The organism is Microbacterium sp. 18062, from assembly GCF_902706225.1.
In the GTDB taxonomy this organism is placed as follows: domain Bacteria; phylum Actinomycetota; class Actinomycetes; order Actinomycetales; family Microbacteriaceae; genus Microbacterium.
In genome coordinates, this window is sequence record NZ_CACSKB010000019.1 from 46,861 (window position 1) to 69,972 (window position 23,112).

The 23,112-nt window shown below is 74.3% G+C and carries 21 protein-coding genes; 16 read left to right on the top strand and 5 right to left on the bottom strand.

Annotation, left to right across the window (positions count from 1 at the left end):
- The first annotated feature begins 31 nt into the window (after window positions 1–31).
- From GVL03_RS09035 to GVL03_RS09060, 6 genes are read left to right on the top strand one after another with little or no spacing between them, the layout of a single operon-like run.
- Window positions 32–1,213 (top strand): glycosyltransferase family protein, encoded by a 1,182-nt coding sequence (locus GVL03_RS09035; protein WP_159500661.1) that lies wholly within the window; start codon window positions 32–34, stop codon window positions 1,211–1,213.
- Entirely contained in the window at window positions 1,203–2,483 is a 1,281-nt protein-coding gene (locus tag GVL03_RS09040; protein WP_159500662.1) for a glycosyltransferase, read from the top strand. The genes GVL03_RS09035 and GVL03_RS09040 overlap by 11 nt, the downstream gene beginning before the upstream one ends.
- A complete protein-coding gene (locus GVL03_RS09045) occupies window positions 2,483–3,622 on the top strand; it encodes a glycosyltransferase family 4 protein (protein ID WP_159500663.1) in 1,140 nt (379 codons plus the stop codon). The genes GVL03_RS09040 and GVL03_RS09045 overlap by 1 nt, the downstream gene beginning before the upstream one ends.
- Window positions 3,619–5,445: an ABC transporter ATP-binding protein gene (locus GVL03_RS09050; RefSeq protein ID WP_159500664.1), complete on the top strand. Its 1,827-nt coding sequence runs from the start codon at window positions 3,619–3,621 to the stop codon at window positions 5,443–5,445. Before GVL03_RS09045 ends, GVL03_RS09050 begins: the two co-directional genes overlap by 4 nt.
- Window positions 5,442–6,644 (top strand): phosphotransferase family protein, encoded by a 1,203-nt coding sequence (locus tag GVL03_RS09055; protein WP_159500665.1) that lies wholly within the window; start codon window positions 5,442–5,444, stop codon window positions 6,642–6,644. The genes GVL03_RS09050 and GVL03_RS09055 overlap by 4 nt, the downstream gene beginning before the upstream one ends.
- A complete protein-coding gene (locus GVL03_RS09060; RefSeq protein WP_159500666.1) occupies window positions 6,641–7,747 on the top strand; it encodes a phosphotransferase family protein in 1,107 nt (368 codons plus the stop codon). Before GVL03_RS09055 ends, GVL03_RS09060 begins: the two co-directional genes overlap by 4 nt.
- A gap of 142 nt (window positions 7,748–7,889) precedes the next feature.
- On the opposite strand, the gene GVL03_RS09065 is transcribed toward GVL03_RS09060, so the two are convergent.
- From GVL03_RS09065 to hemE, 5 genes are all read right to left on the bottom strand, one after another.
- Window positions 7,890–8,162: a hypothetical protein gene (locus GVL03_RS09065; protein ID WP_159500667.1), complete on the bottom strand. Its 273-nt coding sequence runs from the start codon at window positions 8,160–8,162 to the stop codon at window positions 7,890–7,892.
- Window positions 8,159–8,560: a phage holin family protein gene (locus GVL03_RS09070; RefSeq protein ID WP_159500668.1), complete on the bottom strand. Its 402-nt coding sequence runs from the start codon at window positions 8,558–8,560 to the stop codon at window positions 8,159–8,161. The genes GVL03_RS09065 and GVL03_RS09070 overlap by 4 nt, the downstream gene beginning before the upstream one ends.
- A 3-nt stretch (window positions 8,561–8,563) precedes the next feature.
- Entirely contained in the window at window positions 8,564–8,989 is a 426-nt protein-coding gene (locus GVL03_RS09075) for a hypothetical protein (RefSeq protein WP_159500669.1), read from the bottom strand.
- A 91-nt stretch (window positions 8,990–9,080) separates the two neighbouring features.
- Complete coding sequence (locus tag GVL03_RS09080) at window positions 9,081–10,682, bottom strand: NAD(P)/FAD-dependent oxidoreductase (protein WP_235038087.1); 1,602 nt, start codon at window positions 10,680–10,682, stop codon at window positions 9,081–9,083.
- On the bottom strand, window positions 10,679–11,806 hold the full coding sequence (hemE, locus tag GVL03_RS09085; RefSeq protein WP_373683833.1) for a uroporphyrinogen decarboxylase: 1,128 nt from the start codon (window positions 11,804–11,806) through the stop codon (window positions 10,679–10,681). The genes GVL03_RS09080 and hemE overlap by 4 nt, the downstream gene beginning before the upstream one ends.
- 341 nt (window positions 11,807–12,147) lie before the next feature.
- On the opposite strand from hemE, the gene GVL03_RS09090 reads away from it, so the two are divergent.
- The 10 genes from GVL03_RS09090 to GVL03_RS09135 all read left to right on the top strand — a co-directional run.
- Window positions 12,148–13,482 (top strand): glutamyl-tRNA reductase, encoded by a 1,335-nt coding sequence (locus tag GVL03_RS09090; RefSeq protein WP_159500670.1) that lies wholly within the window; start codon window positions 12,148–12,150, stop codon window positions 13,480–13,482.
- A 154-nt stretch (window positions 13,483–13,636) separates the two neighbouring features.
- On the top strand, window positions 13,637–14,377 hold the full coding sequence (locus tag GVL03_RS09095; RefSeq protein WP_159500671.1) for an SDR family NAD(P)-dependent oxidoreductase: 741 nt from the start codon (window positions 13,637–13,639) through the stop codon (window positions 14,375–14,377).
- 42 nt (window positions 14,378–14,419) lie between these two features.
- Complete coding sequence (locus GVL03_RS09100) at window positions 14,420–15,238, top strand: alpha/beta fold hydrolase (RefSeq protein ID WP_235038088.1); 819 nt, start codon at window positions 14,420–14,422, stop codon at window positions 15,236–15,238.
- 283 nt (window positions 15,239–15,521) lie between these two features.
- Window positions 15,522–17,294: a substrate-binding and VWA domain-containing protein gene (locus GVL03_RS09105; protein WP_235038089.1), complete on the top strand. Its 1,773-nt coding sequence runs from the start codon at window positions 15,522–15,524 to the stop codon at window positions 17,292–17,294.
- Between the two features lie 16 nt (window positions 17,295–17,310).
- On the top strand, window positions 17,311–18,360 hold the full coding sequence (locus GVL03_RS09110; RefSeq protein WP_159500673.1) for a hypothetical protein: 1,050 nt from the start codon (window positions 17,311–17,313) through the stop codon (window positions 18,358–18,360).
- 166 nt (window positions 18,361–18,526) lie between these two features.
- Window positions 18,527–19,096, top strand: a complete 570-nt coding sequence (locus tag GVL03_RS09115) for an HhH-GPD-type base excision DNA repair protein (RefSeq protein ID WP_159500674.1) — start codon at window positions 18,527–18,529, stop codon at window positions 19,094–19,096.
- Between the two features lie 76 nt (window positions 19,097–19,172).
- Window positions 19,173–20,306 (top strand): o-succinylbenzoate synthase, encoded by a 1,134-nt coding sequence (gene menC / locus GVL03_RS09120; protein ID WP_159500675.1) that lies wholly within the window; start codon window positions 19,173–19,175, stop codon window positions 20,304–20,306.
- A complete protein-coding gene (locus GVL03_RS09125) occupies window positions 20,303–20,848 on the top strand; it encodes a hypothetical protein (protein WP_159500676.1) in 546 nt (181 codons plus the stop codon). Before menC ends, GVL03_RS09125 begins: the two co-directional genes overlap by 4 nt.
- A 252-nt stretch (window positions 20,849–21,100) precedes the next feature.
- A complete protein-coding gene (locus GVL03_RS09130) occupies window positions 21,101–22,486 on the top strand; it encodes a glycine--tRNA ligase (protein WP_159500677.1) in 1,386 nt (461 codons plus the stop codon).
- A gap of 193 nt (window positions 22,487–22,679) precedes the next feature.
- Window positions 22,680–23,112 (top strand): DUF5684 domain-containing protein (locus tag GVL03_RS09135; protein ID WP_235038090.1); only part of this gene is annotated, 433 nt, incomplete at its 3' end.

Consider the following 23,112-nt stretch of genomic DNA (forward strand, 5'->3'; position numbering starts at 1 on the left):
CCGCCCCCGGGCACCATCCACGAGAGGGATCATGGTCATCCGCATCGCGCTCTACTCGCACGACTCCGTCGGCCTGGGACACGTCCGCCGGAACCTCGGCATCGCGCACGCCCTCACCCGTGTGCTGCCCGACCTGACCGGCGAGGAGGTGACCGGCCTGATCGTCAGCGGCCAGTCCGCCGCCGCCGGCTTCGCGATCCCCGCCGGCTGGGACTGGCTCATCCTCCCCGGGATCATGCCCGGCGAGGACGGCTACCGCTCCCGCCGGCTGAACTCCGGCATCGATCGGGTCACCGCCGTGCGCGGGGGCTCGGTGCACGCGGCGATGGCGGCGTTCGGCCCCGACCTCTTCATCGTGGACCGCCACCCCTTCGGCGTCGACCGCGAGCTCGAGTCGACCCTGCGCTGGCTGCGCGCCAGCAGCCCCCGCACGCGCACCGTCCTGGGACTGCGCGACGTCCTCGACCGCCCCCGCACCGCGCGGGCGGAGTGGAAGGCGATCGGCGGGGCGGCCAGCGTCCGCGCCCACTTCGACGCGATCTGGGCCTACGGCGATCCCGAGGTCCACGACCTCAGCGTCTCGGGCGAGCTGCCGCCGGGGCTGCGCCCGCTCGTGCAGCACACCGGGTACCTCTCCCACGGACGCCCCGGGCGGGGTCACGCGGTGACGGAGGAGCCGTTCGTGCTCACCACGGTCGGCGGGGGCTCGGACGGGTTCGAGGTCGCCTCGGCGGCGGCCCGCGCCGCTCTGCCGCCGGGGCGCGTCCACGTCGTGGTCGCCGGGCCGGAGATGTCCGACGAGCACCGCCGGGCGCTGCGGGACTCGGCCGGCGAACGCACCACGATCGTGCGCAGCGTGCCCGACGCGCTCGCCCTCTTCCGACGCGCCGAGGCGGTCGTGAGCATGGGCGGGTACAACACCGTGACCGAGCTGATGAGCACGCGCACCCCGGCGCTCATCGTGCCGAGGCGGCACCGCCGCAAGGAGCAGCGGATACGCGCCGAGATGCTCGCCGCGCGGGGAGCCGTCGAGAGGATGGACCCCGACGAGGCGACCCCCGAGGCGCTCGGCGACTGGTTCTCGCGGAACGCGGGCGCGACGGTGGACCGGGAGGGCATCGACCTGTGGGGACTGGACGCGGTCGGGCGGCTCGCGGCGGACCTCGTGCGCGAGGCCCGCGCCCAGCCGGAGGCGGTCCCCTATGCGATCTGAGGCGGCTTCCCGCATCGGCTACGTCCTGAAGGTGTATCCGCGGTTCTCCGAGACGTTCGTCGTGACGGAGCTGCTGGCCAGGGAGGCGGCGGGCGAGGACATCGTCGTCTTCTCGCTGCGCCCGCCCGCCGACCCGCGGTTCCATCCGGAGCTCGCCCGCGTCGCGGCACCGGTCCGGTACGTCGACCGGCCGGCGAAGCCCACGACGCTGTGGGAGGCGCTGCGCACGGCGGCGGGCTCGCCCCGGATCGCGGAGCGGCTCTCCCGGCACCTCGACGAGCTGCTCGCCGCCGACGTCGACGACGCGGTGCAGGCCGCGCTGCTGGCCGCGGCGGTCGAGCGGGAGGGCATCACGCATCTCCACGCGCACTTCGCCTCGATGGCGACGACCGTGGCCCGGCTCGCCGCGCTGCTCACCGGCATCCCGTACTCGTTCACGGCGCACGCGAAGGACCTCTTCCACGAGTCCGCCTCGCGGGCGGATCTCGCCCGCAAGTTCGCGGATGCGGCGTTCGCGGCGACCGTGAGCGACTACAACCTGCGCTTCCTGCGCGAGCAGCTGCCGCACGAGACGGCGCGCACGCATCGGATCTACAACGGGCTCGAGCTCGACAGGTTCCCGTTCCTCCCCCGGAGCGGCGCCGGCGACGTGCTGCGGGTGGCCGCGGTGGGCCGGCTGGTGGAGAAGAAGGGCTTCGCCGTGCTGATCGCCGCCGCCGCTCGTCTGCGGGACGAGGGCGTGCGGCTCACGGTCGACATCGCCGGCGGCGGTGAGCTGCACGAGGACCTCGCCGCGCGGATCGCGCGCGAGGACGCGGGCGACCTGGTGCGGCTGCTCGGCCCGCGCCCGCAGCACGAGGTCGCCGAGCTGCTGCGCACCGCCGACGTCTTCGTCGCCCCCTGCCTCGTCGCGGCCGACGGGAACGCGGACGGGCTGCCCACCGTGCTGCTGGAGGCGATGGCCACGGGGCTTCCGGTGATCTCGACGGACGTCACGGGCATCCCCGAGGTCGTCCGCGACGGCGACACCGGCGTGCTCTGCCGCCCCGGCGACGTCGACGCCCTCGTCGACGCGCTCCGTGCGTTCGCGCGGGGCGCGACGGACGGCGAGCGGATGGCGCGCCGCGCCCGCCGGCTCGTGGAGGAGCGCTTCGACTCGCGCAGGCAGGCCTCACGGCTCGCGGCGCTCACCGCGGACGCCGCGTCGTCCGCGCCGGCCGAGCGAGCCGGGTCCGCGAGCCGGTCCGCCGCCCTGGAGGAGGTCGCCTGATGCGGGTCGCGTATCTCTGCGCCGATCCCGGCATCCCGGTGTTCGGCACGAAGGGGGCCTCTGTGCACGTGCAGGAGATCGTGCGCGCATTCCTCGCCCGGGGCGACGGCGTGACCGTGTACTGCGTCCGACGGGGATCCGACGTGCCCGACGACCTGAGCGAGGTGCCGGTCGTCGAGATGCGGGTGCGCGCGGACACCCCGGCCGGCCGTGAGGAGCGGATCGCGCAGGTCTCCCGCGATCTCGCCGACCGCGCCGCCGCCGACGGCTGCGACCTCGTCTACGAGCGGTTCTCGCTGTTCAGCCGGGCGGGCGGAGCCGTCGCCCGCGCCACCGGAGCGCGCAGCATCCTGGAGGTGAACGCCCCGCTCGTCGAGGAGCAGCGCGAGCACCGCGTGCTGGTGGACGAGGCGGGCGCGGTCGCCGCGGCGCGCGATGCGCTGCGCGGCGCCGACGTCGTCGCATGCGTCTCGGAGCCCGTGGCGCGCTGGGCGCGCGGGAACGGGGCGGCGAACGTCGTCGTCGCCCCCAACGGCGTCGACACCGACCGCATCTGCCCGGCGGCACCGGCCTTCGGCGGCCCCTTGCGCGTCGGATTCGTCGGCACGCTCAAGCCGTGGCACGGCGTGGAGACGCTGATCGACGCGATGGGCCTCGTCGAGGAGCGTCACGGGGGCGGAGCGCGTCTCGTGATCGTCGGCGACGGGCCGGAGGCGGCGAGCCTGCGCCGGCGCGCGCTCGACAGGAGCGTCGAGGTCGAGTTCACCGGCGCCGTGGCGCCGTCCACGATCCCGTCGCGGCTGTCCGGGCTCGACGTGGGCGTGGCCCCGTACCCGGCCGCGGGCGACGACTACTTCTCGCCGCTCAAGGTCTTCGAGTACCTCGCCGCGGGCCTTCCGGTCGTGGCGTCCCGCGTGGGGCAGATCCCCGGGATCGTCGAGCACGGCGTCACGGGTCTCCTGGTCGCCCCGGGGTCGCCCGAGGCGCTCGCCGAGGCGCTCGCGTCGCTGCGCGATGCGCCGGTGGCGCTCCGCGCGATGGCCGCCGCAGCGCGCGAGGCGGCGGTGGCTCGGCACGACTGGTCGCGGGTGCTGGCCGGCATCCTCGCGGCCGCCCCGCGTCTGGAGGAGACCCGATGACCCCGCTCAGAAAACGACGTCGTTCCGAGCCCGGGCCGCTCGGGCGCACCCTCGCGATGGTCCGGCCGCTGCTGCGGCCTCACCGGCTGCTGCTCGCCGGCGGGCTCGCCGCGCTGCTGCTCGAGGTCGGCTTCCGGGTACTCGAGCCCTGGCCGCTGAAGATCGTCATCGACTCGCTCGCGGTGAGCCTGGGCGCCGGCGGCCAGGCGACGGCGGGCATCCCCCCGGCGACGGTGGGCCTGCTCGTCGCCTGCGGCGCGGTGCTGCTCGGCGTCGTCGTGCTGCGCGCCGTGACCAGCTTTCTCAGCACGGTCGCCTTCGCCCTGGTGGGCTCGCGCGTCGCGACCGAGCTGCGCGCGCGGGTATTCGCGCACCTGCAGGCGCTGTCCCTGCGGTATCACTCGGTGTCGACCGCCGGCGACACCGTGCAGCGTCTCATCGGCGACATCGGCAGGCTGCAGGAGGTCGCCGTGACGGCGGGCCTGCCGCTCGCCGGCAACGTCATCACCCTCGTCGTGCTCTCGGTCGTGATGGTCTGGCTCGACCCGCTCCTGACCCTCGTCGTGGCGGTCGCCGCGCTGGCGTACGTGCTGCTGTCGCGGCGCAGCACCCGCGCGATCACCGCGGCCTCCCGCACCACCCGCAAGGGCGAGGGCGCGCTGGCCGAGACGGCCACCGAGACGCTCGGCGCCATCCGCGTCGTGCAGGCGTACGGGCTCGAGGACGAGCTCAGCGGATCGTTCGCCCGGGGCAACCAGAAGGCGCTGCGCGAGGGCGTCAAGGCCCGGAGGCTGGCCGCAGCGCTCGAGCGCCGCACCGACGTGATCGTCGGCATCGCGACGGCCCTCGTGCTGGTCGGAGGCGGCTGGCGGGTGCTGCAGCAGCAGATGTCGCCGGGCGACCTGGTCGTGTTCGCGGCGTACCTGAAGATCGCGATGCGGCCCCTCAAGGACCTCGCCAAGTACACCGGGCGCATCGCCCGGGCGGCCGCATCCGGGGAGCGCGTCGCGGACCTGTTCGACGAGCGCGTCGAGATCCGCGACGCGCCGCACGCACGGCCCCTCGAAGTCGTCTGCGGCGGCATCTCGTTCGAGCACGTGTACTTCGCCGACGGGCACGGCAGACCGCTGTTCTCCGACCTCGACCTGCGGATCGGGCCCGGGCAGTCCGTGTGCCTGCTCGGCCCTTCCGGGGCGGGGAAGTCGACGCTCGCGGGGTTCCTCGTCCGCGCCGACGACCCCGCCTGGGGCGCCGTGCGGATCGACGGCACCGACCTGCGCGACGCGACGCTCTCGAGCGTCCGCGGCAACGTGTCGATCCTGCTGCAGGACACCGTGCTGTTCGCCACCACGGTGCGCGAGAACATCCGGTACGGGCGCCTGGACGCGAGCGACGAGGAGGTCGAGCAGGCGGCGCGGCGCGCGCTCGCGCACGACTTCGTCATGGAGCTGCCGAAGGGTTACGACACCGTGCTCGGCGGGCGCGGCAACACCCTCTCCGGCGGCCAGCGGCAGCGGGTGTCGATCGCCCGGGCGCTGCTGCGGGACGCGCCCATCGTGATCCTCGACGAGGCGACGACGGGCCTGGACCCCGAGTCGCGCGCCGCGGTCGCGGCGTCCCTGGCGCAGCTGACCCGGGGCCGGACGACGATCTCGATCACGCACGACGCGACGGCGGTCGTGGACGCCGACCGCCTGCTGTGGATGGAGTCGGGGCGCATCGTCGAGGACGGCTCGCCCGCCGAGCTGCTCGCCCGCGACGACTCGCGGGTGGCGGCGTGGTTCCGCGCCGGTCGCACGGCCGACACGGAGGCCCGCCCGTGAGCGTCGATCCCGCCGGCGCGCGCCGCCCGGGCGCGGAGTCGGCCGCCCGCGACGCCGCCCGTCGCGCGGACGCCGAGGCCGCGCGTGCTCTGGCCGCACGCGATCCGGGGCTGCCGGCCGTCGGGGTGCTGCTGGATCCCTACCGTCTCGCCGAGGCAGCCGGCGAGACGGTAGGGGTGACGCGGATGCGGTACAAGCCCGGGGCGAGCATCGCGCTGGCGGTGGACGACGGGGGCGAACGACGCTGGATCGCAGCGTACGCCGACCCCGTCAAGCTCCAGAAGACCCGGCGACGCGCCCAGCGCGCCGGCTACGACGTCGTCCCCGTGCGCGGCGTGGACGGGGGTCTCTCGGGTCCCGCGTACGCCGACCGCGAGTTGGTCTCGACGGTGCACCGGCTGCGGCGCACGCACCCGGAGCTCGTCGACGACGCGGTGATCCTGCGTCACAACCCGCACCGGCGACTCGTGCTGCGCGCGGGCCGGAAGGTCGTGAAGATCGCCGCCGAGGCCCCGACGGCGGGGCGGATCGCCGTGCTGAGCACCCTGGCCGCCGCGGGGGTACCCGTCCTCGTCCCGGATGCCCCGGCACCCGGCGTGACGACGACCTCGTGGTGGGGCGACGGCGACCTCGCCTCGGCGCCGAGCCCGGATGCCGCCGCGGCGGCGGGCGCCGCGCTCGCGGCGTTGCACCGGGTGGACGCGGTGCGCCCGCCGGCCGGCTCCGCGGCGGAGCCCCGCACGGCGATCCGCGCCCTCGCCGTGCTCTCGCCGGCCGCCGCGGAGCGCGCGGCGGCGCTCGCCCTGGCCCTCGCCGCGCTCCCGGCGGGCGGGCCCGCGGTGATGCTGCACGGCGACCTCACCGCCGACCAGGTGCTGGTCGGCGGTGAGGGCGTGCGGCTCATCGACTTCGACCGGCTGGGCTCGGGCCCGCCCGAGCGGGACCTCGGGTCGTTCGTGGCCGGCGAGCGCCTGCGCGCGCGCGCGGACGGGCGGTCGCCCGCGGACGCGGACCGGCTGTGCGCCCCGTTCCTCGACGCCTACCGGGCGGCGGGGGGATCCCCCGACGACGACGCGGTGCGCAGGTGGACGGCCGCGGCCGTGCTCCTGCGCGCGGCGGAGCCGTTCCGGCAGGCGCGGCCCGACTGGCGCACGGGGATCGAGGCGGCGCTGGATGTGGCCGAGGAGGCGCTGCGATGACGCCCGACGCCGAGGGTGCCGCCATCCCGCTCGTCGTCCACGACAGGGGCCGGGAGTGGACCGTCTCCCGCGCCTGGCCGACGGATGCCGCGCCGGGCGGCCGCGCCGCGGTGCTCGAGCTGCGCACGGCTCGGTCCGAGGACGTGCGGGCGGGGCGATGGGACGAGCGGGACGGGGCGCGGCCGGGTCCCTGGCGGGAGGACCCGCGTCTGCCGGCGCTCGCCGGGGTCGCCCGCGAGGGAACCGTCGTCTCCCATCGCGCGGGGCGACGCGCCGTCGTGCGCGCGGCGGACGGGAGCTCCTTCCTCAAGGTCGTGCGGCCCGGTCGCGCCCCGGCCGTCGTCGAGCGCCACGAGGACGCCGCATCCTTCGGCGAGGCCTTCCGGATGCCGCGCATGCGCAGGGACGCCGCGGACGAGGATGCCGGCGTCGTGCGGTTCGAGGCGCTTCCGGGGCGGACCCTGCACGCGCTCGGCACCGACCCCGGGACGGATGGGGCACGGTGGGCCCGGGTGTGGGACGAGTGGGCGGACGCGTGGTGCGACCTCGGCGGGCGGGGAGCGGGTGCGGGCGGACACACGACGGGTCCCATGGGCCGGCAGGCCGCCATCCGTGTGCACACCGCCGCGGACGAGGCGGACATCGTGCGCCGATGGGCCGGCCACGCCGCCCGCGAGCGGGGCTCCGCGGAGGCGATCCATGCGGCCTCGGCGCGGATCGCGCGCGCGCTCGGCGAGGGCCCCGCCGGGCGGCTCGTGCCGGCGCACCGCGATCTGCACGACAAGCAGATCCTCTACGCCCCCGGTGAGCCGCTGGGCCTGCTCGACCTCGACACGGCGAGCCTCGCCGAGCCGGCGCTCGATCTCGGCAACCTGCGCGCGCACGCGGCGCTGCGGGCGCAACAGGGGCTGTGGCCCGAGGGCTTCGCCGGTACCGTGGGGGCGCGGGTGGACGCGGTGGCCGATCGCGTCGGCGCCGCCCCCGAGCGGCTCGCCGCCTACGAGGACGCCGCCCGGTTCCGGCTGGCGTGCCTCTACCTGTTCCGTCCGCGCTGGCGGCCGCTCGCCGAACGTCTCCTCGCCGGGATCGTCGCCGGACGGTGATCCCGGCGAAACAGGACATCTCCCCAGGACAGGACGATGTCAGCCGAACCGTCCTGTCCTGGGGAGATCTCCTGTTCCGGCACGGTCGGCCCCGGTCACGTCCCGCCGCGACTGCCGGCCGGTGCGGGACGGTCAGCGCCGATCAGCGCACGTACAGGCGGATGGCGCCCCACACCGCGAGCCCCACGGCCGCTGCCGCCCCGACCACCGCTGCGGTCGCGGCGACCGGTTCGGTGCGGGCGAAGTGGCGGAGCCGGGTGACGCGCTTCTGGGTGGCGCGGCCCACGCGGCGCGGCAGGTTGCCCTTCTCCTCGATCGCAGCGAGCGTGGCCTTGAGCTCCGCGCGCGCCTTCTCGACCGGGTCGGTGATGCCGAGCGGGACGCCCGTGCGGGGGACGGGGATGGGTGCGCTCATTCGCCTGCCTCCTTGACGGTGCGTACGTCTTCCGCGATGGCGGCTGCCGGGTTGCCCTTGCCGATGCGCTTGAACCGGAGGAACCCGAGCAGCGCGAGGAGGATCGCCAGCAGCAGCATCGCGCCGAAGACGACGAGCGCCGACAGCCAGACCGGCCACCACGACGAGAGCCCGGCGATCACGAAGGCGCCGAGCGCCGGCACCGACCAGAACAGGATGAAGAGCGCGCCGACGACCCAGCCGGCGCCGATCCCGGCGTTCTTGGCCGCCTTGGACAGCCACGCCTTCGCGGCGTCGACCTCGGCGACGACGAGGTTGCGGACGAGTTCGGGGATCTCGCCGACGAGGGTCAGCAGGCTCTCGTCGGAGCGGTCCCGGAAGCCACGGGGGGTTGTCATCGCTTACTTCCCGTTCGAGGAACCGCCGGTGGAACGCTTCGCGCCGGAGCCGGATGCGGCGCCGCGCGCGCGCGCGGCGGTCTTCTTCACCGCGGCCTCGGCCGCATCCGCCGAGGTCTCCGCGGCATCCGCGACGTCGTCCGTGGCGTCCTTGCCCGCATCCAGGGCGGCGTCGAGCCGCTCACCGGGCGTTCCGTTCGTGGTGGCCGCCTTCGTCACCTTGACCGCGCCGTTCCAGAGGGCCGTCGGCAGTGCGAGCAGCGCGGACTTGCCGAGCTCCTGCACCTTCGCGACCTGCTTCTGCACGGGGTCGAGGTTCCAGACCTTCTCGGCCTGCTCCTTGATCTGCTCGTAGCGTTCGCGCCCGGCGCGCGTTCCGAGCACGTAGCCCGCGGCCAGTCCGATGACGAGTCCTACCTTGCCCCTCATGGGGTCTCCTCACAGTCGGGATGGATGGAGCTGATCTGCCATCACAGAGTAGTCCCGTATGCCGCTATCGGCATCCGCTTGACAAGAAGCGTCACACCTGAGACCCGGGCGTCCTCCAGAGCACCGCGCGGCGCACCCGATCGGCCTCCGCGGCGGCGTCCGGCACCACCTGCGCGAGGCCGGTCCCGGAGAGCCAGGCACCGACCGCGCCGAGACCCGGAACGGCGCGGATCGCGCCGCGCGCGGCGGCGACGGCGGCAGGTCGTCCGATGACCGATCCGGGCTGCGACTGCACGTACCTCTCGCGGTGCGCGCCCCGCAGCTGCGCGGGCTCGAGAGCGACGCCGAGCAGCGCGGACGCCTCGCGGAGCGCGAGCGCCCCCGCGGCCTCGTCGTCGAGCCCCGCGGTGGCGGGAGCCTCGTCCTGGGCGCCGAACGAGACGCGCACGACGTGCACGCCGTCGCCCGCGGCGCGCGCGACCCACTCCCATTTCGCCGTGGCGTGGGTGAGGGCCTTCGCGGCCGACGAGTGCGGCACCGTGAGCACCCCGTTCCCGCGCGGATGCGCATCGAGAGCGGATGCGGCGAGCACGAGCGTCACGATCTCGACGACCGGTGCGGGGGCGGGGTGCGGGTCGAGCGCGGGCACCACCGGCACGAGCAGCCCGCGCGCGGACGCCTCGGGCACCGCGACCACGACGACGTCCGCCGGCACCCCGTACCGCCCGGCCGGCTCGTGCGGCTCGGCGGGCTCCTGCGGAGCGGACTCCTCCTGCCGGGCGGGCTCCTGCAGCGCGGGCTCCTCGCCGGCGACCCGCACGGTCCAGCCGTCGTCCTCACCGTGCTCGACCGCGGTGACGGGGGAATCGGTGCGCACCTCGGCGCCGAGCTCCGCCAGTCTCGCGAGCAGCGCGTCGACGAGCCGGGTCATGCCGCCCTCGAGGCCCGCGACCGCGCCGCCCGGGGCGACGTCGCGTCCGTCGCGCAGCTGCGCGACGGCGCCGGTCAGCGACCCCGCTCGGGTGAGCGCGGCGTTCAGACCGGGCGCTGCGATGTCCACGTCGATGTCGTCGGGTCGTGCGGAGTACACGCCGCCGGTCACCGGGGCGACGAGCCGGTCGAGCACGGGGGCGCCCATGCGGCTGCGCACGAGGTGTCCGAGGCTGCGGTCGTGCCCGATGGTGAGCGGCGGGCGCAGGCGGTCGAGGTAGGCGCGCCACACGCCGCCCCAGCCGATGATGCGGCGCACGGCCGGGTCGAAGGGGTTGTCCGGGATGCCGAGCACGCCGCCCTTCGGCAGGGGCGCCGCGGCTCCCCCGGGAAGCCCCGCGACCCAGGCTCCGTGCGACGCCGGGGTGACGACCGCATCCGCGAGGCCGAGCTCGTCGACGAGCGCCCGCACGCCGCCGCCCCGGGTCGCGAAGCTCTCGGCGCCCACGTCGAGGCGCAGTCCCGCGACCTCGGCCGCGCGGACGACCCCGCCCGCCCGCTCCGCGGCCTCGAGCACCGTCACCGTCATGCCGATCTTGGCGAACTCGAGCGCCGCCACGAGACCCCCGACGCCGCCGCCGACGACGACCGCGCGGGTGTCGCGCGCGGTCGAGGCGAGCGCGCGGAGCGGCCCGACCTCGCTCAGCGGGTCGCGGGGCTCGAGGCCGCCGACCTGCGGCTCGCCCGGCTCGGCGCCGCTCACGCGTCCGCCTCGCGGGCGAGCGCGACGATCCGGGTGAGCACGTCGGGATCGGTCTCGGGGGGCACGCCGTGCCCGAGGTTCAGGATGTGCGCGCGGGCGGCGCGTCCGCGCGCGATCACGTCGCGCACGTGCGTCTCGATCACGTGCCAGGGCGCCTGCAGGAGCGCCGGATCGATGTTGCCCTGGACGGTGACGTCCGCGCCGAGCACGGTGACCGCCTCGTCGAGGGGGGTGCGCCAGTCGACGCCCACGGCGTCCGTCGTGCCGTCCAGCCGCATGTCGGCGAGCAGGTGCGCCGTGCCGACGCCGAAGTGGATGCGCGGCGCGTCGACGCCGGCGAGCGCCGCCCGGGAGTGGGGCGCGACGAACGCGCGGTAGTCCGCGACCGACAGCGACCCCGCCCAGGAGTCGAACAGCTGCACGGCCGAGGCTCCCGCATCCGTCTGGGCGCGCAGGAACCCCTGCGAGACACGGGCGAGCCACCCGGCGAGCGCGTGCCAGGCCTCGGGGTCGGCGTGCATCATGGCGCGGGCGCGCAGGTGCTCCTTCGAGGGACCGCCCTCGACGAGGTAGGCGGCGAGGGTGAAGGGCGCCCCCGCGAACCCGATGAGCGGCGTGGCGCCGAGCTCGCCGGTGACGATGCGCACGGCCTCGCGCACGGGCTCCGCGGCCACGGAGACCGCGTCGGGGTCGATCGCGACGATCTTCGCGACGTCGGATGCGGTGCGCACCGGGTCGGCGAAGACCGGGCCGCGGCCGGGCTCGATCTCCACCGCGATGCCCGCGAGCCGCAGCGGCACCACGATGTCGCTGAAGAAGATGCCGGCATCCACGCCGTGCCGGCGGACGGGCTGCAGGGTGATCTCGGCGGCGAGGTCGGGGGTGAGGCAGGCGTCCAGCATCCGGGTGCCGACGCGGAGGTCCCGGTACTCGGGCAGCGACCGTCCGGCCTGGCGCATGAACCAGACCGGCAGCCGGTCGGTGCGCTGGCCGCGGATGGCACGCACCAGCGCCGAGGCCGCGGGACCGGGCTCTCCCGCCACCGGTGCGGGAGAGCCCGGGAGGCCCGGGGCGGATGCGGAGGCGTCGACGGGCACGGACGAGGCTGCGGAGCTCACCCCCACATCCTCCCACCCGTCGCTGACCGCACGCCGGGGCGAAAGCCCGATCGCTGCCCTTCGCCTCGGAACGTTGCTCCTCGCTCAGGAACCGCGAGCGCAGCGAGACCACGGTCGCTGAGCGAGCGCAGCGAGACGAAGCGCCCACCGGAACGGGTGCACCGCGCCCCTTCGTCTCGTCGCTTCGCTCCCCGCCCAGGGACCGAGCGGGCGATCTCATGAGACGACTTCGCATACGCGCACGCACACGGGGGCCTGCCGCCCCCGCTGCCCCCGGCCGCGGGAGGCGGATGCAGGCAAGGGCACCCTTCGCGGCGGGCCCGGGACGGCGGGCGTAGAATGCAGGGGTGTTGCTGTGTGTGAGCGCGAGTCACAAGACCGCGTCCTTCGACCTCCTCGAGCGGCTCAGCATCCACCCCACCCGCATCGCGCCCCTCATCGCCGCGCACGACGAATGCGTGCAGGGCGCGGTCGTGGTCGCGACCTGCAACCGCTTCGAGGCGTACGTCGACATGGACGAGCCGGTGACCGCGGCCGGCGCCGTCGGCCTCGAGGCCGCGATGACCGCGATCGAGAACGCGACCGGCGTGCCCGCCGCCGAGATCTCGGCGTCCTCCGAGGTCATCTCCGGGTCCGCCGTCGCAGAGCACCTCTTCTCCGTGGCGTCCGGGCTCGAGTCTGTGGTCGTCGGCGAGGGCGAGATCGCAGGCCAGGTGCGTCGTGCCCTCACCGAGGCCCGCACCGACGGCACGACCTCGCCCGAGCTCGAGCGCCTCTTCCAGCGCGCGTCCGAGGCGCAGCGCGACGTCAAGAACGCGACCGCCCTGGGACGCGCGGGCCGTTCGCTCGTGCGGCTCTCGCTCGACCTCGCGGCCAGCCGCATCCCGGACTGGGCGCGCCTGCGGGTGCTGCTGGTGGGCACCGGCGCGTACGCGGCCGCGACGCTCGCCGCGCTCCGCGACCGCGGGGCGTCCGACATCACGGTGCACTCCCCGTCCGGCCGCGGCGAGAAGTTCGCCCGCAAGCACGGCATCGGGTGGGCGGATGCGGACGCCTATCCGTCCGCGGCGCGCATGTCCGACCTCATCATCACCTGCACCACGGCCGAGCACCACGTGCTCGACGCGGCGCTCCTCGGCGGCGGCTCAGCCGGCTCGGGCTCGGCGGCAGGCGCGCCCTCGTGCCCGGTCGCGCACGAGGGCGCGCGGCGGCTGGTCATCGATCTCGGACTCCCCCGCAACGTCGACCCCGACGTCGCGGCCGTGCCGAACACCGATCTGCTCGACCTCGAGACGATCCGCGTGCACGCGCCTCTCGAAGAGCTGCAGGCGACGGATGCGGCCCGCGCCCTCGTGCAGGACGCCGCCCGCCGCTTCGTCGTGCTCGGCGAGCGCCGCACCGTGGCGCCGGCGGTCGTGGCGCTGCGCTCGCACGTGTTCGAGCTGCTCGAGTCGGAGATCGACCGCGCGCGCGGCAAGGGCGACGACGGCCGCACCGAGCAGGCGCTCCGCCACCTCGTCGGCCGCCTGCTGCACACCCCGACGACCCGGGCTCACGAGCTGGCCGAGCAGGGCCGTGCCGACGCCTACGTCGAGGCGCTCGAGACGCTCTTCGAGATCCGCGTGGACATCGAGGCCGATGAGGCTCGCGACCACGACGACCGCGCCGACCTCGCCGGCTGACCCCCTCCGCAACGGCGCAACGGACACCAGCCGCGAGACCCTCACTCACGACGGGCGGTTTCCGGCGGCGGTGGATCTCGACGGGGCGCGCACGGAAGGATGAGGGGATGGACACGCACATCGCGAGGCAGGACATGACGGTCGCGGCGGGCGCATGAGCCCCCTGCCGTCCTTCGTCGTCACCGGGGCCGGCAGCGGCGTCGGCAGCGCGATCGCCGAGCACCTCGCCTCGATCGGGCACGTCGTGAACCTCGACCCTGCTCCCGTCCACAGCACCAATCCGCGCGTGCGCCACCTCGAAGGCGACGCGGGCGATGCGGCGGCGACGGCGGCCGCGGCCGAGCTCGCGGAGCAGCACGGGCCCCTCGCCGGCTGGGTGAACAACGCCGCGGTCTTCCGGGACGCCGGTCTCGCCACGGCGACGGCGGAGCAGATCTCCGCGCTCATCGGCCTCAACCTCGGCCTCGCGGTGGTCGGATGCCACACGGCGGTGCGACACTTCCTCGCTCATTCGCGTCCGGGCTCGATCGTCAACGTCTCGTCGCACCAGGCGCAGCGTCCCGTCCGGGGCGCGTTGCCCTACGCGACGGCCAAGGCCGCGGTCGAAGGGCTCACCCGCGCGGCGGCCGTCGACCACGGCCCCGACGGCATCCGGGTCAACGCGGTGGCGCTCGGATCGATCGCGACGGCCCGCTACGAGGAGTACCGTGCGCAGCATCCCACGGCCGACGAGCACCTGGCCGCGCTGCATCCGTTGGGGCACGTCGGCCGGCCCCTCGACGTCGCGCAGGCCGTGGCGTTCCTGCTCTCGCCCGAGTCGGCCTTCATCACGGGCGCCGTCCTCCCCGTCGACGGCGGCCGCGCGGTTCTCGGGCCGGACCCCGAGAGCACGTAGGCACGCCCGGCGCCGAACATCAGGTCGTGCGAGGCTGGCACGGTGCACCTCGACCATCCGGACCTGCCGACCGCCGTCACCGCGCTCGGGAACGTCGACGGAGAGCCGATCATCGTCATCCCCGGCGGACCGTGCCGGGGGCCCGAGTACCTGGTCGACCTCGCCGGCCTCGGGGACTCCCACCCCCTCCTCGTCATGCACCCGCGCGGGACGCCCCGGAGCGGCGGACTGTCCCGCGGATGGTGGTCCGACGCCGACGACGTGATCGCCCTGGCCGACGCGCTCGGCCAGGGCAGCGTGAACCTGCTGGCCCATTCGGCCGGCACGCGCCTCGCTCTCGCCACGGCGACCCGATTCCCGGAGCGTGTCCGTTCGCTGGCGCTCGTGACCCCGCCGGCATCCTGGCTGAGCGGCACGCCGCATGACGGAGAGGAGATCGCCGCCGGCCGCGCCGAGGCCGACGTCGCCGCGGCGCTCGTATCGATGGCGAACGACGATCCGACCGCCGAAGAGGCCTTCCGGGAGTCCTTCCGCCGACAGGCACCGGCGAGCTACGCACGATGGACCGACGTCGAGCGGGCACACGCGGAGGTCGGGGCGATCAGTCTGGCCGCGGCATCCGCCTGGTTCACCGACATTCCCGCGGACGCCGTCACACGCATCCGGGCCGCGACCCTCCCGCCGACTCTCGTGATCGGCGGCGACCAGGACCTCCTCACCGGCGTGCGGCCGGTCAGGGACTACGCCGACGCACTCGGCGGCGATCTGTCGCTCATCGCCGACTGCGGCCACTATCCGTGGATCGAGCAGCCCGAGGTCTTCCAGCGGCTCGTCGACGCCTGGCTCGCCGCCCACCGCTGACCGGCTCCGGATCGCCGAGCCCGGCCTCGATCCGGCCCGCTCGACCGCTCTGCACCGCTCCTGCTGCGTACGACAACCGCCGGATCGGCGGCCGGGGTCGCTGACGACCGACGAAGGATGCGACCTCCCTCTCCGGGGCGGGATGCGACCGGGGAGAGGGATGCGACCGGGGAACGGGGCGAGACACAGGCACCGGGGCACGTAGGCTGTGTGCATGGTAGACGGCCGTCGTACCCTGACCGCTTCCGCCGACCCGCGCCCGCGCTCCCGCCGAGCGCTCCGGGTGGCATCGCTCACCATCGCGACGGCGCTCGCGCTGACCGCCTGCACCGCCAACGGCATCGATGACGACGGGTTCGCCGACGACGGATGCACCTCCGTCGTGGTGGCGACGTCGTCCGAGAAGGTCAACATGCTCGAGGCCCTCGCAGACGCCTTCCGCGACTCGCCCGAAGCCGACGCGCTGGACCAGTGCGCGACGGTGCGCCCGGTCAACGTCTCCAGCGGCGACGCCACCCGGTATCTGACGTCCGGAGAAGACTGGCCCCGCGAGGACACGAGCCTGTGGCCGACACTGTGGTCCCCGGCGTCGACGGTGTGGACGAACCGCGTCGCCGCGGCTGCGTCGCCGGCCCTGGTGGGAGAAGCGGAGTCGTTCACGCGCACCCCCGTGGTGTTCGGGATGCCGGAGACGATGGCGCGGGCGCTCGGCTGGCCGGACGCCGAGATCAGCATCACCGACCTCGCGGACCTGTGCCAGGCCCCCGACGGATGGGGAAGCGTCGGCAAGCCCGTCTGGGGGTCGTTCAAGATCTCCAAGACCAACCCGAACACCTCGACGACGGGGCTGTCGGCGATCCTCATGCAGTCGTACGAGGCGACGGGCAAGTCGGACGCGCTGACGGCCGACGACGTCGCCGCATCCGCCGAGTTCTCCCGCGTGTTCGAGGAGTGCGTCATCCACTACGGCGACACGACCGGCAACGTGCTCACGACGCTCTACGACAAGACCCAGAACGGCGACGACGGCTCCGGCTACGTCTCGGCGGTCGCCCTCGAGGAGACGTCGCTGCTGAACTACAACCAGGGCAACCCCGACTCGCACACGGTGCAGCCCGGCGAGACGCTCACGCCGCCGCGCGAGAAGCTCGTCGCGATCTATCCCGCGGGCGGCTCGATGTGGTCGGACAACCCGATCTCGCTGCTCGGCGCCTCCTGGGTCACCGCCGAGCAGCGCACCGCGGGCGCCGCCTTCATCGAGTTCCTGCACACCGAGACGGCGCAGCGCATCCTGCCCGGGTTCGGGTTCCGCCCGCTCGACGACAGCGTGCCGCTCGGCGACCTGTTCACGGCCGAGTACGGAGTCGATCCCGCGCAGCCGGTCACGACCCTCCCGCAGCCCGACGTCGGCGTCGTCTCGGCGGCGATCGACCAGTGGGTGCAGATTCGCAAGCCGTCGTCGGTGCTCGAGGTGATCGACGTGTCCGGGTCGATGGACGACCCGATCGGCGACGGCCGGACGAAGCTGGACGGCGCGATCGAGGGCGCCCAGTCGACGGTCGGTCACTTCCGCACGACAGACGAGGTCGGCCTGTGGGCCTTCACCACCGGGGTCGAGTCCGAGGCCGGCGAGGGGATCCTCGTGCTGCGGGACGTCTCACCGCTCGGCGCCGATCGAGAGTCCCTGAGCTCGTCCCTCGACGACCTGCGGTACTCGCAGCGAGCCGGCACGCCGCTCTACGACGCGATCGCCACCGCCTACGACGCGATGAAGGAGCGTGCCGAACCCGGCCGGATCAACGCGATCGTCGTGCTCTCGGACGGACAGGACACCGACTCGTCGATCTCGCTCGACTCCCTCATCGCCAAGATCGGCCAGTCCTCCCGCGAGGGCGGGGATGCGGCGCCCGTGCGCATCTTCCCGATCGCCTATGGCGAGGGGGCCGACACCAACGCGCTCGACCGCATCGCGGAGGCGACCGGCGGGCAGTGGTTCGACGCCTCCGACTCCGAGCGCATCGACCTGGTGTTCGCGTCGGTCATCAACAACTTCTGAGTCCTGGAGGACGCGGATGCACGGGGGCACGATCGCGGCAGCGGCGCTGAACTGGGTCGACGACGCGGCCGACGGCCTCGATCAGGACAACGTCTACGTCTCGCCGGACGTCTCCGGTCATGCCGCGCTCGAGGCCGCGCTCGAGGCCGAGGTCCCGGACGACGGGTCGATCGGCGTCGCCGTGCTCCCCGCGGACGCCGTGCTCGAGTCGGCGTACACGACGCACATCCTCGACCAGATCGTCGACCGCACCGACTACGACACCGTCATCGTCGCCGTCGGCGGCGACCTGTTCGCCGACTCGACCGCGATCGACGGCGACGAGGCGATGCGGATCGCGAACGAGGCCGAGACCACCGCGTCCGGCGACCTCGAGGACGCACTCGTCGGTGCCGTGCAGGGCATCGTCGCGGTGGGCGAGCCGGCGCCCGGCGACGCTCCCTCGAGCGGCGACGCCACGCTCGGCATCGTCCTCGCGGTGGGCGCCGTCCTGGTGGTCGCCGCGGGCGTCGTCGCGACCGTGGTCGGCGTGCGGCGCTCCCGCCGGCGGCGCACGGCGGACGGAACCGCCGGCGAGCCCCCGCGCATCCGTGCCCACGTCGACGCGCTGCGCACGCTGCGCGACGAGTACGCGCGCCGCGCCGCCGCGGGCGACACCGTCGCGGACGAGACGACGCGCGCGATCGACGCGCTCGTCACGAACGTGGCGGAGCTGTTCCGCCGGCTCGCGACGAAGGCCGACAAGGATCAGCGCGGGCTCGCCGAGATCGAATACGACGACAAGCTCGGCAAGCTCGTGTCCGCGCTCGACCGCGACTATCTGCTCGACCTCCTCGTCAACCCGCAGCTGTGGGAGGATCCGGCCGAGCGCATCCGCGAGGTGCGTGACGCGCTCGACGCGGTGTCGGCCCAGCTCGTCGCCAACATCAAGCAGGTCAACGCGCGCCGCGCCCTGCTGTTCCAGGTCTCGCTCGACGCCCTCATGGGCCACCGCGCCGAGGCCCGCGAGTGGGATCGCGAGTTCCGCCGCGCGGAGGACGGCGACCCCGACGCCGACGGACGCTGACACGCGCAGGCGGACGCTGACAGGCTCTGAGCACTCCCGTTCCCCGCGCGCACCGCACTCCCCGGCGCCCTCGCGGTGCGTCTCACGACGGTCGCAGCGGCACCTCTTCCGCACTACCCGCCGGCCGGGGGTGCGATCCGCCCCGACCGGGTGGGACGATGGAGGCATGGGCCTGCACATCACCGACGACCCCGCGGCCGACGACCTGCTCTCCCGCGACCCGCTGGCGCTGCTGATCGGGATGCTGCTCGACCAGCAGGTCGCCATGGAGACGGCGTTCGCGGGGCCGCTGAAGATCGAGCAGCGCGTCGGCACGCTCGATGCCGCGGCGATCGCCGCCTACGACCCCGACGCGTTCGCGGCAGCGTTCTCGCAGACGCCCGCGGTGCACCGCTACCCGGGGTCGATGGCCGCCCGCGTGCAGAAGCTGTGCGCCGACATCGCCGCGAACTGGCACGGCGACGCCGCTGCGCTCTGGACCGACGGCGACCCGGACGGCCGGCAGGTGCTCACGCGTCTCAAGGCGCTGCCCGGGTTCGGCGAGCAGAAGGCGAAGATCTTCCTCGCGCTCCTCGGAAAGCAGCGCGGGTTCACCGGCTCCGGATGGCGCGAGGCCTCCGCCCCCTACGGCGAGGAGGGCTCGTTCCGAAGCGTCGCCGACATCACGAGCCCCGACTCGCTGACGAAGGTGCGCGAGAACAAGCGCGCGGCGAAGGCCGCCGCGAAGGCCGGCTGAGCCGCCCGCGACGCGCGACCCCGCCCGGCACACGCGTTCAGCCCGCGCAAAGGAACGCCCCCGGTAGCCTGAGCACATGCCGTCCCCGGGGGACGCAGGGCCCGTCGCTCTCGACGGATTCGAGCTTCGCGTCCTGCACCTGCCCCTCGTGAGCCCCTTCACGACCTCGTTCGGCACCGAGACGGTCCGCGAGGTCATCGTCGTACGCGCCCTCACACCCGACGGCGACGGGTGGGGCGAGATCGTCACGCAGGAGGCGCCCCTGTACTCGAGCGAGTACACGCAGGGGGCCTGGGACGTCGCGCGGCGCTGGCTCATCCCCGCCCTGCTCGACCGCGCCCGGCTCGCCCCGCACGACGTCGCCGAGACGCTCGCCCCCTTCGTCGGGCACCGGATGGCGAAGGCCGGGCTCGAGCTGGCCGTGCTCGACGCGTCGCTGCGGGCGCAGGGCGTCTCACTGGGCGCGCACCTGGGCGCGGTCCGAGACCGCATCCCGTCGGGCGTCTCGGTCGGCATCCAGAGCGATCCCGCCGCCCTCGTCGAGGCGGTCGCCGGCTACCTCGACGAGGGCTACCGGCGCATCAAGATCAAGATCAAGCCGGGGCGCGACCTCGCCGACACGGCCGCCGTCCGCGCCGCCTTCGGCGACATCCCCCTGCAGGTCGACGCGAACTCGGCGTACACGCTGGCGGATGCGGACACCCTCGCCGGTCTCGACGACTTCGGCCTGCTGCTGATCGAGCAGCCGCTGCGGGAGGACGACCTGGTCGACCACGCGGCGCTCGCGAGACTGCTGCGGACGCCGCTGTGCCTCGACGAGTCGATCACCTCGGCGAAGGCCGCGGCCGACGCGCTCGCGCTCGGGGCGGCGGCCATCGTCAACATCAAGGCGGGCCGCGTCGGCGGCCACCTCGAGGCCGTGCGCGTGCACGACCTCTGCCGCGCCGCCGGGGTGCCGGTGTGGTGCGGGGGGATGCTCGAGACCGGCATCGGCCGCGCGGCGAACGCGGCGCTCGCGGCGCTCCCGAGGTTCACCCTGCCGGGCGACGTGTCCGCATCCGACCGCTTCTACCGGCGCGACATCGTGACCGACCCGATCGTCCTCGACGATGGACACGTGCGGGTGCCGACCGGCCCCGGCATCGGCGTCGGGATCGACGGCGGCGCGCTCGAGGAGTTCACCGTCGCCCGCGAGGTGGTGCGCCGATGACCGCCCCGCCGCGCGCGGCGGCGGCCCTCTCGGCCGTCCTGGTCTCGGCGCTCGCCCTGACCGCGTGCGGTGCGCAGCCCCACCCGGCGCCGAGCGCCACAACCCTGCCCTCCGGCGTCGTGGCGACCCTCCTTCCCGCGACGCCCGCGCAGACCGCCGACCAGGCGCGGGTCTGGATCACGAACGGGACCGAGTCCGACCTCGCCCTCACCCGGCTGCGGATCGACGCCCCGGTCTTCGCCGGCATCGGCCGCAAGACCGTCTCGGGCACGGTCGAGGTCGACGCCGGCCGGAGCGCCGAGATCGTCGTGACGCTGCCGCCCATCGACTGCACGGTCGGCGACGACACCGAGACGCCCGTGGCGACTCCCGGGGCCACCACGAGCCCGGATGCGGACCCCACGCCCGGCGCGACCGCATCCCCCGACGAGACCACCGCCACGATCGGCTTCGCGCTGGGCGCGGCGATCGGCGTCGCGGTCGAGACGCTCGACGACCCGCAGGGCGTCATCGCGGCCCGTGCCGCGGCCGCCTGCGGTTGAGGCGCCCGCCCGACAGGTTCAGCGATCTCGAGGTCGCGTCGGTCACGTGGCGCGCAACTCCCTCGATTCCTCCGCCGGAACGGCGTGGACGACGCCCGGGGACCGGATCGAAGGAGTTGCGCGCGCCGACGGCACGGAACGACCGTCCCCCGCCGAGCGGCACGGAGGCGGGCGACTAGAATCGTGGGATGCGGCGCCGATCGGCTGCCGCATTCTCTGCGCCCTCCTCCCCACCCGACCATTGGAGCCACCGTGGCCGAGCAGTCCCGCCTCGACAAAGTCATCGCCCTCGCCCGTCACCGCGGGTTCGTCTTCCAAGCAGGCGAGATCTATGGCGGATCGCGCTCGGCGTGGGACTACGGCCCGCTCGGCACCGAGCTCAAGGAGAACATCCGCCGCCAGTGGTGGCAGACGTTCGTGCGCGGCCGCGGCGACATGGTGGGCCTCGACTCGTCGGTGATCCTGCCCAAGCGCGTGTGGGAGGCATCCGGTCACGTCGCGACCTTCACCGACCCGCTCGTGGAGTGCCTGCAGTGCCACAAGCGGTTCCGCGGCGACAACCTGATCGAGGACTTCGAGGCGCGCAAGGGCCGCCCCGCCGAGAACGGCCTCGACGACATACCCTGCCCCAACTGCGGCACGAAGGGCCAGTACACCGAGCCGAAGGCGTTCTCCGGGCTCGTGAAGACCTACCTGGGCGTCGTCGACGACGAGTCGGGGCTCAACTATCTGCGGCCCGAGACGGCGCAGGGCATCTTCGTGAACTTCTCGAACGTGCTCACCGCCAGCCGCAAGAAGCCGCCGTTCGGCGTCGGGCAGGTCGGCAAGGCGTTCCGCAACGAGATCACGCCCGGCAACTTCATCTTCCGCACCCGCGAGTTCGAGCAGATGGAGATCGAGTACTTCACCCCGCCCGCCGAGGCCGAGCAGTGGTTCGGGCACTGGGTCGAGGCGTGCTGGAACTTCTTTCTCGACCTGGGCGTCGACCCCGAGAACATGCGACAGTACGACGTGCCGGAGGAGGATCGCGCGCACTACTCCGCCGGCACCATCGACGTCGAGTACCGGTTCGGCTTCCCCGGCAAGGAGTGGGGCGAGCTCATGGGCGTCGCCAACCGCACCGACTACGACCTGACCAGCCACTCCGAGGCGTCGGGCACGAAGCTGCAGTACTTCGACCAGGCGAGCGGATCCACCTACATCCCGTACGTGATCGAGCCGTCGTTCGGTCTCACCCGCGCGATGATGGCGTTCCTCGTCGACGCGTACCGCGAGGAGGAGGTGCCGAACGCGAAGGGCGGCGTCGACACCCGCACGGTACTGAAGCTCGACCCGCGCCTGGCGCCGGTCAAGGTCGCGGTGCTCCCCCTCAGCCGCAACGAGCGCCTCTCGCCGCTCGCGCGCGAGGTCGCGGCGGACCTGCGCGGCGACTGGAACGTCGACTTCGACGACGCCGGCGCGATCGGCCGCCGCTACCGCCGCCAGGACGAGATCGGCACGCCGTTCTGCGTCACGGTCGACTTCGACTCGCTCGACGACCGCGCCGTCACGGTGCGCGATCGCGACACGATGGCCCAGGAGCGCGTGCCGCTCGACGACCTGCACGGCTACCTCGCCGAGCGCCTGCGCGGAGCGTGACGCAGGGCTGCGCACCGCGGACGGGAGAGTCCGCCCGGCCGTCGCCCGCACTCCGTTAGCCTGGGACTGCGCTGCGCGACCACGGAGAACGACGGATGCGGGGCGCCCGCGGAACGGCGGATGGCGGATGCGGGGCGCCCGCGGAAGCGCGATCCGGGTGGTCCACGGGCCTCTCCGAGTGACGAAGGGAACCATGCTGACCGAAGCCTCGACCGTGCTGGTCGCCGTGATCTCGATCGCCGCCCTCGTCGCCGTCGCCCTCGTCGCAGGCCTGCACATCTGGTACGCCATGGGGCTCGCACGCGTCTTCGCCGGGCGCGAGACCGAGACCTGGCGCGCGTGGGTGCCGCTGCTCAACGAGGCGGAGGTGCTGCGCCTCGGCCGGGTCGACCCGGTCAAGGCGGCGCTCTACCTCGTGCCCGTCGTCGCGGTCTACGCCATCGTGCTGAAGGCGATCGCCGCGCACCGGCTGAACGTCGAGGCCGGCCGCGGAGCCGGCTCGACCGTCCTGGCCGTCCTCCTTCCGCCCGTGTGGGCGATGCTGCTCGGCCAGGACCGCCCGGCGACGACGCCGAGCACCGGGCTCGACGAGGTGCCCGCCCCGGCGCCCGGCGTCGCCTTCCCCC

Excerpts from the sequence above, each read along its gene's own strand:
- GVL03_RS09035 (WP_159500661.1), top strand. The coding sequence starts at position 32 with ATGGTCATCCGCATCGCGCTCTACTCGCACGACTCCGTCGGCCTGGGA.
- GVL03_RS09040 (WP_159500662.1), top strand. The coding sequence starts at position 1,203 with ATGCGATCTGAGGCGGCTTCCCGCATCGGCTACGTCCTGAAGGTGTAT.
- GVL03_RS09045 (WP_159500663.1), top strand. The coding sequence starts at position 2,483 with ATGCGGGTCGCGTATCTCTGCGCCGATCCCGGCATCCCGGTGTTCGGC.
- GVL03_RS09050 (WP_159500664.1), top strand. The coding sequence starts at position 3,619 with ATGACCCCGCTCAGAAAACGACGTCGTTCCGAGCCCGGGCCGCTCGGG.
- GVL03_RS09060 (WP_159500666.1), top strand. The coding sequence starts at position 6,641 with ATGACGCCCGACGCCGAGGGTGCCGCCATCCCGCTCGTCGTCCACGAC.
- GVL03_RS09065 (WP_159500667.1), bottom strand. The coding sequence starts at position 8,162 with ATGAGCGCACCCATCCCCGTCCCCCGCACGGGCGTCCCGCTCGGCATC.
- GVL03_RS09070 (WP_159500668.1), bottom strand. The coding sequence starts at position 8,560 with ATGACAACCCCCCGTGGCTTCCGGGACCGCTCCGACGAGAGCCTGCTG.
- GVL03_RS09075 (WP_159500669.1), bottom strand. The coding sequence starts at position 8,989 with ATGAGGGGCAAGGTAGGACTCGTCATCGGACTGGCCGCGGGCTACGTG.
- GVL03_RS09095 (WP_159500671.1), top strand. The coding sequence starts at position 13,637 with ATGAGCCCCCTGCCGTCCTTCGTCGTCACCGGGGCCGGCAGCGGCGTC.
- GVL03_RS09110 (WP_159500673.1), top strand. The coding sequence starts at position 17,311 with ATGCACGGGGGCACGATCGCGGCAGCGGCGCTGAACTGGGTCGACGAC.
- GVL03_RS09115 (WP_159500674.1), top strand. The coding sequence starts at position 18,527 with ATGGGCCTGCACATCACCGACGACCCCGCGGCCGACGACCTGCTCTCC.
- menC (WP_159500675.1), top strand. The coding sequence starts at position 19,173 with ATGCCGTCCCCGGGGGACGCAGGGCCCGTCGCTCTCGACGGATTCGAG.
- GVL03_RS09125 (WP_159500676.1), top strand. The coding sequence starts at position 20,303 with ATGACCGCCCCGCCGCGCGCGGCGGCGGCCCTCTCGGCCGTCCTGGTC.